Annotated in this window: 12 protein-coding genes; 4 read left to right on the top strand and 8 right to left on the bottom strand. The window is 25.9% G+C overall.

All coding sequences use genetic code 11. The features are described 5' to 3' along the window. Window positions 1–50: 50 nt before the first annotated feature. Window positions 51–1,172, top strand: coding sequence for a hypothetical protein (locus OTK55_RS07130; protein ID WP_274871485.1), 1,122 nt, complete (start codon window positions 51–53; stop codon window positions 1,170–1,172). Window positions 1,173–1,650: 478 nt separating this feature from the next. Here OTK55_RS07130 and OTK55_RS07125 read toward each other — a convergent pair whose 3' ends face one another. The 8 genes from OTK55_RS07125 to OTK55_RS07090 form a co-directional block, all read right to left on the bottom strand. Beyond that, window positions 1,651–3,660 (bottom strand): glycosyltransferase family 2 protein, encoded by a 2,010-nt coding sequence (locus tag OTK55_RS07125; RefSeq protein WP_274871484.1) that lies wholly within the window; start codon window positions 3,658–3,660, stop codon window positions 1,651–1,653. A 188-nt stretch (window positions 3,661–3,848) separates the two neighbouring features. Next, on the bottom strand, window positions 3,849–4,523 hold the full coding sequence (locus OTK55_RS07120) for a hypothetical protein (protein WP_274871483.1): 675 nt from the start codon (window positions 4,521–4,523) through the stop codon (window positions 3,849–3,851). An 11-nt stretch (window positions 4,524–4,534) separates the two neighbouring features. Then, window positions 4,535–6,715, bottom strand: coding sequence for a glycosyltransferase family 2 protein (locus OTK55_RS07115; RefSeq protein WP_274871481.1), 2,181 nt, complete (start codon window positions 6,713–6,715; stop codon window positions 4,535–4,537). Window positions 6,716–6,922: 207 nt separating this feature from the next. Further along, window positions 6,923–7,333: a secondary thiamine-phosphate synthase enzyme YjbQ gene (locus OTK55_RS07110; protein WP_274871480.1), complete on the bottom strand. Its 411-nt coding sequence runs from the start codon at window positions 7,331–7,333 to the stop codon at window positions 6,923–6,925. A gap of 14 nt (window positions 7,334–7,347) precedes the next feature. After that, window positions 7,348–7,809, bottom strand: a complete 462-nt coding sequence (gene pyrI, locus OTK55_RS07105) for an aspartate carbamoyltransferase regulatory subunit (protein ID WP_274871479.1) — start codon at window positions 7,807–7,809, stop codon at window positions 7,348–7,350. 12 nt (window positions 7,810–7,821) lie between these two features. Then, a complete protein-coding gene (gene tgtA, locus OTK55_RS07100; protein ID WP_274871478.1) occupies window positions 7,822–9,834 on the bottom strand; it encodes a tRNA guanosine(15) transglycosylase TgtA in 2,013 nt (670 codons plus the stop codon). A 167-nt stretch (window positions 9,835–10,001) separates the two neighbouring features. After that, window positions 10,002–11,078 carry a glycosyltransferase family 2 protein gene (locus OTK55_RS07095; protein ID WP_274871476.1) on the bottom strand — a complete coding sequence of 359 codons (1,077 nt, stop codon included), beginning with the start codon at window positions 11,076–11,078 and terminating at the stop codon, window positions 10,002–10,004. Further along, window positions 11,072–12,265, bottom strand: coding sequence for a glycosyltransferase (locus OTK55_RS07090; protein ID WP_274871475.1), 1,194 nt, complete (start codon window positions 12,263–12,265; stop codon window positions 11,072–11,074). Before OTK55_RS07090 ends, OTK55_RS07095 begins: the two co-directional genes overlap by 7 nt. Before the next feature lie 205 nt (window positions 12,266–12,470). Here OTK55_RS07090 and OTK55_RS07085 point away from each other — a divergent pair, with 205 nt between their 5' ends. The 3 genes from OTK55_RS07085 (at window position 12,471) to OTK55_RS07075 (ending at window position 17,703) form a co-directional block, all read left to right on the top strand. Continuing rightward, window positions 12,471–12,869: a hypothetical protein gene (locus tag OTK55_RS07085; RefSeq protein ID WP_274871474.1), complete on the top strand. Its 399-nt coding sequence runs from the start codon at window positions 12,471–12,473 to the stop codon at window positions 12,867–12,869. A gap of 90 nt (window positions 12,870–12,959) precedes the next feature. Next, complete coding sequence (locus OTK55_RS07080) at window positions 12,960–14,399, top strand: coiled-coil domain-containing protein (RefSeq protein WP_274871473.1); 1,440 nt, start codon at window positions 12,960–12,962, stop codon at window positions 14,397–14,399. 232 nt (window positions 14,400–14,631) lie between these two features. After that, window positions 14,632–17,703 carry a glycosyltransferase gene (locus OTK55_RS07075; RefSeq protein ID WP_274871471.1) on the top strand — a complete coding sequence of 1,024 codons (3,072 nt, stop codon included), beginning with the start codon at window positions 14,632–14,634 and terminating at the stop codon, window positions 17,701–17,703. Window positions 17,704–17,797: the final 94 nt, after the last annotated feature.

The raw sequence follows: 17,797 nt of genomic DNA, 5'->3' as shown, positions 1-17,797 counted from the left end.
ATAATAAATTTTACTTATAATTACTAATTATATAATAAAAGGGATTTTATATGGAAAATAATAAAGAGAAAAATCTTTTGAAATATAAAACATATGAATTCAATGACTTGGATTCTTTGTCTAATTTTAATTTTCCAATTAACGGAGAACCATTTAATCTAATTGTTAACCTTAATAATTTAAAATATGAATTTTTCTGTCGTTTAAAAAAATCAGATAAATTATTAGTTCTATCACCAGGAGCAGTAACAAGAGAACAAGTAAATGAGTTCAAAGGAAAACCATATTATAATAGAATGTGGGAATGGGAAGAATCATCTATTTGTATAAATGATACAGGACGCTATGTTAATCCTGAAATAAGGGGATCCTGGTTAGTCGGAACTCCTGAAGACTGGCATTTAAAGAAAACTGCAGACATAATAAAAACAATAGCTAATAATATCTTCGATTATAATGACAGTAATCGTTATAATAATATTATATTTCATGGAAGTTCTATGGGTGGTTCTATATCATTTATGCTTTCAATATTACTGAAAAATTCTATTTGTATTGCTGAAATTCTTCAAAGTAATGCATATAAACAGTATCCTGCTATAAGATCTTATCTTTATAATGGTTTGTCTGATGAAGAATTTGAAAAATACAAATATCGTTTTGACATAATTGAATTGATGAAAAAGGAACAGTATATCCCTAATGCTTATCTTATTCTTGACTGTACTTATGAACATGATTTCAAAGTAAGTTTTCTTCCATTTTTTGAAGAATTAGATACTCTTCCTTACAAAGCTAATAATAATAGAAATAAAATTAAAATTAGACTAGATGGAAAAAATAAAAATCATTTATGTATAACGAATAATGAATTAATAAAATTTCTGAAAAATGTGGAATTCATAGAATACGATGAAATAAGTAAATATCAAAAAGTTATACAGTTAAACGATGAATATCAAAAAACAATAAAAGCTCAAGAGGAAAAATATAAGAAAGCTATGAAAACTATCGACGAAAAACAAAAAGCTTTAAAAACAAATGAAGAAAAATACAATAAAGTCATGGAAAAAAATCAAGAATTACTTCAATTTAAAAAAGATGTATATAATTCAAAAAGTTGGAAAATAACGTATCCCCTACGTAAATTAATAAAAATACTTAAACTATAAATTATTATTTTTTCTTCAATTTCGGATTAAGTATATTCTTGAAATTCTTATAAGCACTAATTGAAATTATTTAATTAATTTCATACTTTTTTTTAAATAACTCTTTTTTTTATACAAATTAAAACTTGAAATTTGTATGAATTATTATAAATAAATAATATTAAGATAATAATATATTACAGTACTTTTTCAATCCAAGAATATTGTTCAGTTAAATAGAATCAGTACAATATCTAATGAATATAGTCAACTGTCTTTTCATTATATTTTTATTTAAATATTATGTTATTTTCGTAATTTAACATTTTATTCATTTCTATAATTATCATTTATTACTATTTCTTTAACATTTGGAAATTCTTTTAAAACATTATTTAACTCGGTATCGTTACGTCCTTTACTATTTTCATGCCATAATATATTTTTTGAGTATATTTCTCGATAAGGATTAATATATGTACAATATGGTATTAATTTTTTACATTTTTTTTATTTTTGTTTTATTTAGAACAGCCATTGTCCAAAACCATATATCATCAGTATTTGGACATAGTTTTCTAAATAATTTATCATCGGTTACTTTTTCATTTAATGAATGTGGTGGAAATAACGTTCCAGCACCATTTGTAGGAAAGTTTAAAAAGGAACTATCAGTACCAGCAGTAGCTACTTTCCATTGATTATATTTTTTAAAATTATTATAATCGTCTAATTGAACCTCTCTACATCTTGTTGATATAATATTATTTGGATAATTAATATGGTCTTCATATAAATTCTGTAACCAATCTTTAGGATAATATAAATCATCATCCGCTGTAACTATACATGAATTAGGGTATTCTTTTAATGTAGGTATTAATTTTTTATATGAACGATAATTTTCACACCATTTAATTGTCAAACCATTTTCTTTTAAATTTAAAACGGATTGTGGAATATCCTCTTCTTTATTTGGAAATTCATCATAAGCTAACCATAAAATTACTTTGTTTGGTTTAAAAGATTGATTAAGCAAAGAATATAAACAGTATTTAACATCATCCATACGTTCCGGAAAAGATGTTAATGAAAGAATAATATCTTCATCCATACTATTATTATTACTAATACCTGTTTCTTTAAAATTAGAAATTTCATCATCTAATTTTAATCTATTAATTGATTTGATATTATTAACTGTGGGATTTACTTTTATTTTTCCTTCATAATAGCCCTTATTAACAAAATATACTAATGGATTAGAGGTTATATTATATTCTTCTGAATAAAATTCAGTATTAAATCTTTGTGATGGATTATATCCCTTATAAACTCCATCACATAAATAATCAATTAGAGGGTCTAAAAGACCATCATAATTATAAGTATTGATATAATATTCTTTATCAAATAATTCTAACTTATCAATATCATCTTTTGTTTTTTCAAAAGATTTAACATAATCAGCATCAACATAATTTGGATGTAAAACATTTTTCAGCGTTATATCTGATTCAATAGCTTTTAATGAATTAAATTTATTCAGTTCTTTATATGAATTGGAATTTAGTACATGGATATAAAAGGAGTATCCTATTAAATATAGATTTTTAAAGATATCTTTGTTAAATAAGTTTAAATTTATGAAATCTTCTTTAATTTTATTAAATAATATTTCTTTGTAATCTTCATGAATTCTGTTTAAAACATTAATATACTCCTTAATTTTAGATAATATATAGTTAGGTTCTAATTCTTCATAAAAATTGTTTTTTCTTAGAAAATTCTCAATATTTTTATAAACCCCTGTAATAATAAGAGCTTTTGCACCATATTTAATATCTGATGTTATTGAGGATGAATTTAATCTGTTGTAATGATATAGAATTTTGGGATAATATGCAATTTTTGAAGCTAAAGTAGTGACAGCAACGTTAAAAAACATATCCTCAAAAATAGGTATTTCTGAAAATTTAATATTCTTGTCTAATAAGAATTTTGTTTTATACAGTTTAGTCCATGGAACAAAAAAACTATTCATTACTAATTTATTATTTTTATAATGATAATCAAATACTAAATTACTAAAATCATCTTCATTTTTATTAAAATATTTTCTTTCTGTAACTTGATTATTTATTTTATGTTCAATTGAATCAAATAAAAGTAGGTCAACATTAAGCTGTTCAGCTTTATCATAAAGCAATTTTAACCCATCTTCTTCAAACCAATCATCAGAATCTACAAATAAAATATATTTACCATTAACATATTTTAATCCTAAATTACGGGCAGCACCAGCACCATTATTCTCTCGTGTTAAAACTTTTACTCTATCATCTTTATTGGCATATGATTTTAAGATTTTTAATGAGTTATCAGTAGACCCATCGTCAACACAAATAATCTCAATATCTGTGAGAGATTGGTTTAATAGGGAATCTAAACATTTATTCAAAAATTTCCTTGTATTAAAAATAGGAATAATAACAGAAATTTTAACCATATTTTTTCATCTTTATCATTTAGTACTTAGTATATCTTTATGAAATACTATTTATTTTTGCATTTTTTTCATATTTGTATATTAGTAATTTAACTATTACAGTGAAAAAAATAATGGTTTACTAAGGATAATACTGTATTTAAATAAAAAAATATAAAATGAATAACTATAAATATGAAATTCCATAATTAGTTTTTATTGGTCTTTCTTTTTCTAAAGAAGTTCATAAAATCTCTAAAAGGTTTTGTAATTTTCCAACTTTTTGAATTTATAACCACTTTTAAATCTCTAACTACTTTATCATATTTACCGGATAATTGTGTGTAATCATCTATTTTTTCATTATATTTGTTAGATAATTGACTATAATCTAGGGATATTTTATCATATTTTTCAGATAATTGTGTGTAATCATCTATTTTTTCATTATATTTGTTAGATAACTGACTATAATCTAGGGATATTTTATCATATTTATCATTTAATTGGTTATAATTATTCATTATTTTTTCGTGGTCATTGGATAAATGAGTATATTCTGCGGATTTTTTTTCATATTTATCAGTTAGTTGATTATAATCATTAAATATTCTATCATAATTGTTAGCTAATTGTTCATATTTATCAGATATATTATCATAGTTACTGGATATTTTATCATAATTATTAGCTAATTTATCATAATTATTTAATAATTTATTGTAATTATCTTTTGTTCTATTGTAAATACCATATAATGTATCGTATTCCTGTGATCTTTTGTATAAAGATGCTTCTAATGTTAAAATATATTCTTTATTTTCAAAGATTATTTTTTCATTATCTTTTTCTTTATCTATTACGTTATTTTCATAATTTAACATTTTATCCATTCCTATGGTTTATCAGTTATCATTATTTCTTCAATATCTGGAAATTCTTTTAAAACATTGTTTAATTCGGTGTCATTACGTCCTTTACTGTTTTCACGCCATAATATGTTTTCTGAGTATATTTCTCGATAAGGATTAATATATGTGCAATATGGTATTAATTTTTTACATTTTTTTATTTTTGTTTTATTTAGAACAGCCATTGTCCAAAACCATATATCATCAGTATTTGGACATAGTTTTCTAAATAATTTATCATCGGTTACTTTTTCATTTAATGAATGTGGTGGAAATAACGTTCCAGCACCATTTGTAGGAAAGTTTAAAAAGGAACTATCAGTACCAGCAGTAGCTACTTTCCATTGATTATATTTTTTAAAATTATTATAATCGTCTAATTGAACCTCTCTACATCTTGTTGATATAATATTATTTGGATAATTAATATGGTCTTCATATAAATTCTGTAACCAATCTTTAGGATAATATAAATCATCATCCGCTGTAACTATACATGAATTAGGGTATTCTTTTAATGTAGGTATTAATTTTTTATATGAACGATAATTTTCACACCATTTAATTGTCAAACCATTTTCTTTTAAATTTAAAACGGATTGTGGAATATCCTCTTCTTTATTTGGAAATTCATCATAAGCTAACCATAAAATTACTTTGTCGGGTTTAAAAGATTGAGTGAGCAGAGAATATATGCAGTATTTAATATCATGCATACGTTCTGGAAAAGAGGTTAATGAAACAATAATTTCTTCACGGCCTTCAATATTATTATTAACACCTACCTCTTTAAAATTAGAAATTTCATCATCTAATTTTAATCTATTAATTGATTTGATATTATTAACTGTGGGATTTACTTTTATTTTTCCTTCATAATAGCCCTTATTAACAAAATATACTAGTGGATTAGAGGTTATATTATATTCCTCTGAATAAAATTCAGTATTAAATCTTTGTGATGGATTATATCCCTTATAAACTCCATCACACAAGTAATCAATAAGAGGGTCTATATCACCATTATAGTCGTAGTTATTAACATAATAGTCTTTATCAAATAATTCTAACTTATCAATATCATCTTTTATTTTTTCAAAAGATTTAACATAATCAGCATCAACATAACTAGCATATAAAACATTTTGATGTGTTATATCTGTTTCAATATTATCTAATAAATTAACTTTATTAAATTTATCCAATTCCTCAAAAGAATTAGAATTTAGCACACGAATATAAAAGGAATATCTTTTCAAATATAATTTTTTAAAGATAGCTTCGTTAGATAAGTTTAAATTCATAAAATCTTCTTTTATTTTATTAAATAATATTTCTTTACAATCTTTATGAACTCTATTTAAAATACTACGATACTCTGCAATTTTAGAAGACAAATAATCAAGTTCTAATTCTTCATAAAAATTGTTTTTTCTTAAAAAATTCTCAATACTTTTATAAACATCTACAATAATAAGAGCTTTTCTATTTGATTTAATTTTTGCCTGTATAGATGATTCATTTATTTTATTGTAATGGTATAGAATTTTAGGATAATATGCAATTTTTGAAGCTAAAATAGTGACAGCAACGTTAAAATACATATCATTAAAAATAGGTATTTCTGAAAATTTAATATTCTTGTCTAATAAGAATTTTGTTCTATACAGTTTAGTCCATGGAACAAAAAAACTATTCATTACTAATTTATTATTTTTGTAATGATAATCAAATACTAAATTACTAAAATCATCTTCATTTTTATTAAAAAATCTTCTTTCTGCAACTTGATTATTTGTTTTATATTCGATAGAATCAAATAAAAGTAGGTCAACATTAAGCTGTTCAGCTTTATCATAAAGTGATTTAAACCCATCTTCTTCAAACCAATCATCAGAATCTACAAATAAAATATATTTACCATTAACATATTTTAATCCTAAATTACGGGCAGCACCAGCACCATTATTCTCTTGTGTGAAAACTCTTACTCTATCATCTTTATTGGCATATGATTTTAAAATTTTTAATGAGTTGTCAGTAGATCCATCGTCAACACAAATAATCTCAATATCTGTGAACGATTGGTTTAATAGGGAATCTAAACATTTATTCAAAAATTCCTCACTATTGAAAACAGGAATAATAACAGAAATTTCAACCATATTTTACATCCTTTATTACTATTATTCATATTTTTTTAAGAGATAATATTTAATTTTTATGTAATTTGGAGTAGTTTTTTTTCATTATAACTAAATTAAATAATGATATTTAATTACGATTACTGGGCAATGTACATTAAAAATAAGAATATCAATAACTGTTTTTTGAATAATTTACTCTTAGAAAAGTAGTATAGATGAATAGGTTTAATCACCTATTATCATTATGTTTATTGTTCTATTACTTCTTGGTCCGTCTAATTCTACAAAGAATATGCTTTGCCATGTTCCAAGGCTTATTTTTCCATCAATTATGGGTAATGTTTGTGTTGGTGTTGTAAGCATTGCTTTTAAATGGCTAGTAGCATTATTATCTATTCTGTCATGAAGGTAGTTATCATTAGGAACTATTTTTTCTAAGAATTTAACATAATCTTTTTTCAGACCTTCTTCATCTTCGTTAATCATTATACTTGAAGTTGTATGTTTGGTGGATATGTTTACTATGCCGTTTGTTATATCATGTTTTCTAATAATATCATTTACATTACTTGTAATATTGATAACTTCAACATTTTGATTTGTGTTGGTATGTATCATGTCATGTATTATTGACATATTAGTGTACACTCCTAGAATTGTGATTCTATGTCTTCATAATCCATAGTTCTCTCACAATAATAACATCTTAATTTAACAGGCTCCTTATTTTGTACATAGAATCTGTTTTCTATTGGTTCATTAGAATTTGTAATACAATTAGGATTACTACATTTCACAACGCCAACAATTTCATCCTTAAGTTCAACAGGAGATTTACGTATATTTTCATAATCACGTATAATATTAAGAGTAGCCTGAGGAGCAAGAAGTACTAATTTATCAACTTCTTCCTGTGATAATTCACGACCTTCAATCTTAATAATATCCTTCTTACCCATATGTGATGATTCAACATTAATAGCAACCATGATAGGAGTTTCATCATCAGGTAAATTAAGCATGCTTAATATATTCAAAGCACGATTAGCCTTAATATGATCAATAACTGTACCATTTTTTATACGTTTTACTTTTAATTCATCTTTAACCATATAAATCAACCTCTATTCACGGGGATTTTTCCATTTACGTGTTTTTATTGCTTGACCACTCATAAAATCATTAATCTCATAACTAGATAATAATGATTTACCGAATGCTAGTAATTTATCATCCTTATTAACAATCAGTACTTCATCATTTCGTCTTATATTTTCATCACAATCCATGACGAATTTGTTAAATACTGATTTTCCTTTAAGTGCAAATGGCTCTGAATCCTCTGTAACAACAACACGCATATGAGGAGCATCAAAGAATTCATGTAATCTGATAGCACCTAAATCAGATAATATGAGAAATCCATCATTAGCTCTCATGTTAACAATATTAGCACCATCCTCGAAGACGTGTCTAATCTTCTTGGTTTTACGACTCTTCTCAATAGTTATGTTATCTGGATTATCACCAAATAATGCTGTTCCAGCACCAGTACCAAACTGGTAATCAGCAATATCCTTTAATCTATCAAAATCAGATACAATTGCATCTGGTAGTTCAAGCTCTTCTTCAACAAGATTATATCCTTTTAAATCAAACTTGTCCATAACTTTCCTGTGAATTAATATATTATCATATATGGTTGTATATTCATCAATAGCATTTCTGATAAATTGTTTTGAGTCCTCATCATGTATTGATGGAGATTCGTTCTGTGCTAATGGATAATACTCATCTAAACTAAGTGGAATAATTCCGAATGGAACATCTGCCACTACAACATCACTATTACTGTAATCTAAATATGTATCATTGTTAGAGTAGAATGTTGGAATCTTTGGAGTATACTTTTTAATGTATTCTCTATGAACATACTTGCTATATGGTTTACGAGTATGCGGTAGTATTACAAGATTTTTATTCTTTGGTTTAAGATTATTAAGACATTTTATGTGTTTTGAAACTTCGGGTCTGGATAATGATTCGTATCCTGTGTAGAAGAATGCTGTTTTTTTACTGCTAGGATTAAGTTTTTCCATGTCCTGCTGGTATTCTTTTAATCTTCTAAGACCATCTAATAGGAATGGGTGTGACCTGCAACGTAATTCTACAAGTTTCATTAATTCACCATCAACGATAGCTTGTCTTATTCTTCTTATTTCTGCAAAGCTAACATGAAGGTTATGTTCAGCTATAAGTTTAGCTCTTTTTTCTTTATCCATTTGTTTTAATTCATCTACAGTATATTCTGTACAAACTCTGCAGCTACATGGCATTTCTATAAGATCTTCTAGTTTAAGTGTACCTTCAGGCATCATGAATCTGTCTTTATTAGCATAAAGTATGTATGCGGCACTATCGAATAGGTCACATCCCATTGCAACAGCTAGTGCAAATACCATTGGATGACCTGCACCCATAAGATGTCTAGGTTTATTCTCTGGTAATCCTCTCATAGAATAAATTACTGCATCAACTAAATCAGCATACCTGTACATTTCCATTAAGGGTACAACTGCACCAATAGGATAAATATCTGCATCATATTGTGCTATTTCTTTTGCACATTTTTCTCTTAAATCAGGAAATGTAGATCCCTGAACTACACTATTTAGCAAGAGATTACTTCTAACACGTGATGCTTCTTCTGCTCTTTTTATTGTTATTTCAAGGTCTTCTTCTGCTTCTTCACGTTTTACATAGGGTGCTGTCGGAATATCAAGGGAAGTTCCTATATCTGTTCCTATTGCTTCCTGAAATTTTATTACTTCTTCATTTGTTATGTCAATATCACCATAAACTGATAATTGGAATGAACCGGAATCTGTTTCTATAGTTCCCGGAAAATCAATTAAACTGTGCACTCCTTCCTCTAGTGCCTTCTTTTTAAGTTCTTCATTCTTGTATATGATGTAAGAATTTGTGATAACAATTTCTGCTCCAAATTTCTTCACATCTAATGTTTGTTTACCTGGATGAACTACTGGCATGAGTGCTGGTGTAGTTACAGTACCATGTGGTGTTTTAAACTTACCTACTCTACCCATAGCATCTTTGTATTTAATTTCAAAATCCACGATTATACATCCACCATTATTTAAAAAATTTATTTACTATTACTATTTCTGTTTTTCTTGTATGAAATAATTTATTAATTATGTAAATGTTATTTCTTTAATAATCCTGGAATTTGTATGTAATTTTATTATAAAAAAAGTATGATGAGAAAAATGTTAAAGGGGGATTATAGCTTATTTTTAGCTTTTCTTGTTAGTGTATTTATCTTACGTAATGGTTTTGTTATATTCCAGCTTAGTGAATTTTTCATCTGACAGTATTCTTTTGATAATATGAATTCCTCTGATGTGTCTGATATTAGCACTAATTCAAACATTTTTTTATACTTAGGCTCAATGTTTTTCATCATATCCCTGTATAATTCTTTGTCATTGAATATTTTCATGAAATCCTCACGCATAGTATTATAGTAATCTTCTTTAAATTCCTCTTTAATCTTTGAAAATCTCATGTATGCTAGAAACATCTTATTATTATATAGTGTTACCTTGTATTTACCAAATAAATCATATTCCTTAAATACATCCCATACAAGATTATATATTGCTATTGAATCAATAAAGTGCTGATTTCCAGCAGTTGTTGATGATGTTGGATACCATCTTCTCATAAATAAATATTCCTTGTAGAAGTATATTCTTTCTGCACTAAAGAGTGCCTTCCAGAAGAATACATTATCATCAAATACTAAGCCTTCAGGAAATCTCACATGATTTTCTTCTATAAAATCTCTTTTGTAGAGTTTACTCCATGGCGTAACTGTTATTTTAAATATCAAATCACCAATATCTTTGTAGTTAAAGATGTTATCTCCTACTTTTCTTGCTAGCCTATTCATACTATAATTTTCTGCTTTGTAGGTTTTATCTTCTTTATCATTATAATTTAATGCCCTGAATAGTACAAAGTCCACATTTTTTTGCTGTGCAATATTATAAGTATCTTCTAATGCATTTAATTTTAGCATGTCATCAGAATCCATGAGAAATAGGTATTCTCCCTTTGCAAGGTCTATTCCCCTATTTGTAGCTACTGCATGACCACAATTTTCCTGTGATAAAACAGTCATACGGTCATCTTTATCTGCATATTCCTTTAGTATATCTAGTGATTTATCAGTTGAACCATCATTTACACATATTATCTCTATATCTTTCAGTGTCTGATTTACAATAGTATCAAGACATTCTCTAAGATATTCTTCTACATTATATACTGGTATTACTACTGATACTTTTACCATATGCTCACCAACATTCTTTTACATTTATTTTTTCCCTTGAATGCTATTTTTTCGATAGACCTTATGAATCCTGTTGTTTTCCAACTACTGGAATTTTTAGTATTATCATTTTCTTCTTTAAGTTTTTCTACTATAATTTCATTGTCCTCATAGTTTTTATCCATGATTTCCAGGTATTTCTTCATGATATCATAGTTTACATTATCAGTTGTTACCTTCATGTATAATTGTTCTTTTACATCAGCAATACTAGTTTTATAAGCTATGGGATTTGTATTGTTTATCAGATAAATTTGAAGATACAATACTTCATCTTCAATATTGTTGAAGTATTGAGGGTCATCATCTTCAAATACTTCATGCACTAGTTGGATTAGTTCTTTATCAGTTCTGTTATTCTGTAATTGCAAGTATAATATTAAACGTTCCTTGTATTTCTGGGAAATATTGTAGAATCCGTTATCTTCAAGTATTCTAAATGTTTCCTTGAAGTGTTCGAGATAATCTAGTTTCTTGTCATGTGAGTTTACTTTACTATTTGCTCCACCACTAGCTGAATAATTATAACCATAAAGATATACAGGCACAGTATAGATTACATCAGCCTTTGTCAGCACGTCTGCAAGAAATACAGGGTCTTGGCCACGTTTAAGATCAGGAAATCTTATATTGTTTTCATCTAGAAATTTCTTTCTGTAGATATTTTTATAGAATGCCCATGGTATTCCATAGTCCTGTGGTGTTAATTTATCGTATTCTGGGAAGTATGCATAGTTTCCTTCAACATAATTAAAGTTATCTTCTAATTTGCCTTCACTTGATATTCGTTTCAGATTTCCACAAATAATGTCTGCATTATTTTTATAGCCGTATTCATACATTTTTTTTAAACTATAGGGGTCAATGTATTTGTCATCAGCATCTAAGAATGCTATGTATTCTCCTTTAGCTTCATCTATTCCTTTATTTCTTGCTATTCCTGAACCCTGATTTTCCTGGTTTATGATTCTTATATTATCATATTCAGTTGCTAGATTAGTTAGTATATCTGTTGAATTATCTGTTGAGCCATCATTTATGCAGATAAGTTCTATGTCATCCAGTGTTTGTTGTTTTAGACTTTGACATGTTTTTTCAAGGTATTGTTCTTCATTATATACTGGCATTATTACTGAAATCTTAACCATGTTTTTCCCTTTTATCCCTATTTGATTTAGTATATTATTATTTTTTTATTTACTGAATATTTAATTATTTATTTTGAGAATTATTTTTCATTGTTACTTAATAATAAATACTTGCTGTTTTTTGATAATTTGCAAATAATTTAATATGAAAAAAAGTAAATATATTAGTAATATAAAAATTTTTTTTAGTTATGAGGTAAAATCTATGTCCTTTTTTGGTAAAATAAAATTAAAAATTATAAGTTCAAGTAATAGTTTTAAATTTTACAAAGAAAACTATGAAAAGTTGAATGAGGAAATCCATAAGAAAGAAACATTAATCCAAGTACTAAAAAGAGAAAACGAGAATCTATTTAAGGAAAATGAGAATTTAAATAGGATAAATTCTAATTTAACCAGAGTTAATGAATCATATTCATCCATAAAAGATGATATAGATAATCTAAATAGAAATGTTTCAAATAACTTTAATAATTTAAATAATAACAACAGAGAACTAGTTAAAAAAATTGAATACAATCATTTGAACATGTCTAATGATTTAAAAGAACTCATATCCACTGGTTCTTCAATTAAAGAAGATCTTAATAATAAACTTGAATAAAATTTAATTCTTGAATTCATTAGATAAATTCGACCTAGAGATAATCATCAAGTAACACAGACAAGTTTCTAAATAGAGGTGTTTTAAGATATGTCATTTATAGACAACATGAAGGAGAAGATAATTACATCTAGTAATAGTTATCAATTTTACAAAGATAATTATAAGAAACTAGTTTCACAGAATACAGATAATAAAAAACTTATCAAAACATTACAAAAAGAAAATAAAAATCTACATAGAATAAATGAAGAACTCAAAGAATCAGATAACCAATATAAAAACATTAAAGAAGACCTCAATGCACTTAGTGACAGGATTAATGATAATTTCAACATAATTAATCAGAATAACAATGAATTATCCGAGAATATTAATAAAATAAAGGATAATATCAGAACGAACAGTCTATTGATACAAGATGATATAGAAGTAATGACAGAATCCTCTGATAAAAACAACTCAGAATTAAAAAACACTATTACTAATTTAAATGATAACTTCCAGGGATTTAGTCAAGGTATTGAATCATTTGATAAAAATACTTCTGAATTAAAAGAGGTTATTAATAATTTAAATGATAGTTTCAATGATTTTAGTCAAGATATTAAATCTATTGATAAAAGTACTTCTGACTTAAAAGATACTATTACTAATCTGGATGGAAACTTTAAGGAATTTAGTCAGGATATGACTACTAAGGATAATTTAGTAGAAAATGATTTGAATGATAGATTAGATTGTATTAATGAAAATGTTGAAGATTTAGAAGCTAAATTCAGAATATTTCATTCTAACATCCAGGAATCACAAAACAATCTAGAACAATATAAAGGGACATATAATGATATTCTAAGAAGAATTAGGGAAGTAAATTATGGACTAGTATTTAATGATACAATAAAGAATTCATCATGGCTACATAATGAAAATTTCTCATCAAATAATGGAGCAGCTAATTATTCATTCCTATACCTCTTATACAGAATATTAAATGAGGTAAAACCATCAAATATTCTAGAACTGGGATTAGGTCAATCATCAAAATTAACCACTCAATACACAAATAAATTCACTCATTCAAAATTAACAATAATCGATCAGGATAAGACATGGATTGAAAACTTCTCTAAAAATCTGGATTTCTGTAAAAATATATCAATTAAATATGTAGAAGTAGAGGAATTCGAATACAATAACACTACCAACACAAGATACAGAGATTTAGAAGAAAAATTATCTGATAATAAATTAGATTTAGTAATCATAGATGGTCCTACAGGATTCTTACCTTCCGGAGAATTTCAGAGTTATCCTAGAAGTAATATATTGACTTTAATTGATAAATTAGATGATGAATTTATAATTATTCTTGATGATTATGATAGAACTGGTGAACAAAATACTATGAAAAACCTCCAGGAAAAATTGGATGAAAAAGGTATAGAATACACATTTAAGGCATTTTATGGATTAAAAAATCAGGGAATCATATGCACACCTAAATATGATTTTATCACATGGTTCTAACCTTTATTTTCTTTCCTTTTTTATATATTACTATTGTTTTATATTTAGATACTATTTTTAAATTATTTTATACATAATTCATACTAAATATTTAACTAAATTTTATAAAGTTACAATTACTATATATTATTAATATTAATCTATTATTAAAATAGGGGAATTAAATTAAATATAATAATAGACTCAGCGTTTCTTTTTATTAATTCAAGAGTTTATATGATTGGGTGTAAAAATGTATAAAATCTCAGTAATTTCACCGGTTTATAATGTGGAAAACACTATTTCAAAGGCATTTGATTCTATATATAATCAAAGCATTGATTTCCAGGATATTGAAGTTATATTTGTTGATGATTGTTCCACAGATAATAGCCTTAACATAATTCAAGACTATGCATCTAAATATGATAATGTTCTGGCATTATCATTAGAAGAAAATAGTGGATATGCTGGAAAGCCACGTAATATTGGAATAAAAAATGCGTCATCAGATTATGTGATGTTTTTAGATCCTGATGATCAGTTCTTATCCAATGCATGTGAGATACTATATAATGCTATTAAAAACTATAATGCAGATTTAGTATCTGGAAACTATGTTAAATATGAAAATAATGAATATAGTTCCATGAATTGGGATTATTTAAATCTAGAGAATAGTATAATACAAGTAAAAACAATTGATGAAGAAGTAGATTTATTGAAAGTTAATCCATCAGTATGGGCTAAAATAATAAGAAAAGATTTTATAACAGAAAATAATATTATATTTCCTGAATTTCTACCTGCACAGGACATGGTATTTGTAGGTGAATGTCTACTAAAATCAAAAAACACGGTATTCATTAATAAACCTGTAGTAAAATATATTACTAGTGATAATATTGACTCTGGTAATAAACATGTATCTGTAACATCACGAAAAAGTTTCAATACACTATCCGGATTTATTAAATCATATAAACTATTATACAACTTACTTGAAGAATATAATCCTAGTTACACATGGATAGCTGTACGACACCTCTATTTCTGGACAACACAATTCTGTACATGTCAACTAGGATTTGAGGATAAATTATCATTATTAACAGATGCTGGAGAATTATATGAAAAATTCCAGAAATCAGATAACCTAAAACCACAGAAAGAATTTGAATTATTCTTTGAATTAGTATATCAAAAAGATTACTACCACGCTATTAAATTATCAGATTTATTATCATTGTATCTAAATGATAGTAATATAACCAGAATAACAAAGAACAAGGATGTATTAATTCTCTTCTATGGCTTTGATATGAACATAGGCGGATTAGCAAAAGCAGTATTTAATAGAGCTAACATGTTAGATGAAAATGGATACAGAGTAACATTATTAAACATAGATCCTAACATTATAGATAAAAGTTTATCTGAGACTTATAAAAATGTTAATTTGATTGAAAATCACTTCAGAGACTTAGGATACATCAATGATAATGTAAAATTTGTTAACATGTTTGAATACTTAAGTAAGAAAAACACTGTGGACTATACGGAATCTAATAGAAGTTTAGATTATATAGATTTTGAAAATAATATTTATGTTGATGACCGATATATTATAGAGAAAATTAATCATATGGATGATTCACAGTTATATAACTATTATAATAGAAATAATTTTTCAACAGAGGAAATAACATTATTACAAGAGAATGTAAAAAATGAAGAATTTATCATCAGAGATAATCTTAATGTAGAAGATAAGCTGTTTAAAAGTGAATTATATATTAATAATAGTCTAAAAACTGAAACAATATATTCTAATGGTATACTAAAAGAAAATAATATTTATACTTGTGATGGTTTTAAGTTTGTTTCAGTAGAATATGATATAAACAAAAATCTGAAAATAAACTTATTTAATAGAACATTAGACTCAAAAACTACATATACTTCATTTAAAGATTTTGTAAATAACTTCTTATATGATTATATCAAACAAGTAGATACTAAACCATTCTTAATAAATGATTGTTCAGGTTCTGTTCCATCAATAGAGACAATATCACCTCAGCTAGTTTATAAAATAGGAAATATTTATTCAAATCCATATAAAAAGCCATATAGATATGGCGGACAAATGAGGAATGTAGCAGTTCTGGATAATATTGAAGACTTGGATGCACTAGTGACCTTAACAAACAGGGAAAGAGAAGATTTCAATAAGGAATTTGATTATGAAAAAATATATACTATTCCAAACTTTATAAACATAGAAGATTATCCTAATCAAAGAGATTTTAACAAAGTTGACAAAAATAAAATATCCATATTTGCAAGAGTTAGTGTTGAAAAAAATTTAGAAGATGCAATTGAAGCAATGAAAATAGTACATGAAACTAATCCTGATGTAAGACTAGAAATCTTTGGAAGAGCTTTAAAACAAAAAGAATTAGAGGAACAGGATAAACTACAAACATTAATAAAAGAATATGGTTTAGAAGATACAGTAATATTCAGGGGTCATGTAGATGATGTTAACAAACAAATGCAAACATCTCTAGTAACAATACTAGTATCTCACTTTGAAGGCTTACCTATGGTTATACTAGAATCCATGGCTAATGGAGTGCCAGTGATAAGTTATGATATAAATTATGGACCTTCCGATGTAATCATAAATAATGTCAATGGAATACTTGTGGAACAATATAATGTGGAACAATTAGCAGAAAGTATTTTATTCTTCATAAACAATCCAGATAAATCAAAAGAATATGGGGATAATGCTAGAGAATCAATAATAAAAAACTTCTCATCAAATGCAGTTGCAAGTAAATGGGAACAAGTGTTTGAAGATGCATTCCTATCTAATAAAATTAGATTATTCAATCTGACTAGAGAATATGAGAGAGGAAAAATATTTAATTTAACATCATCATTAGCAGATAATCAAGCAAATAACCAAAAACAACAACTAAATGATATGAAAACAACACTTGAATATTATAAATATAACGGATTAACAAGAAAAAAATTATTTTCCTGGCTACCATACATATATATCTTATTTAATTCAAGAAAATCATCAGAAATAATATTAAACATAAGATTATACAGAGCTTTACAAAATAACACATGGTTTGATGTTGGATATTATCTAAATAAAAATAATGATCTTTCTAAAAGAAAGTGGTGTGAGATATTAACTCCAGAAACTCATTATATATGTAATGGCTACTATGAAAATAGGAAACCTAATTCTAAATACTTTAAAAAAATGAGTAAGAAAGATATACTGGCTAAATTGCAATAATTATTTTCATGAAATGATTGTAATTATTATTAAAATTTTCATTACATGACAGAAAAAATAGATTATATTCTTTATATAAAAAAATTCTATAAAG

Source organism: Candidatus Methanosphaera massiliense (assembly GCF_028890305.1).
In the GTDB taxonomy this organism is placed as follows: domain Archaea; phylum Methanobacteriota; class Methanobacteria; order Methanobacteriales; family Methanobacteriaceae; genus Methanosphaera; species Methanosphaera massiliense.
Note: the sequence above shows the minus strand (reverse complement) of the source record. Positions and strands in the feature narration are given on the sequence as shown.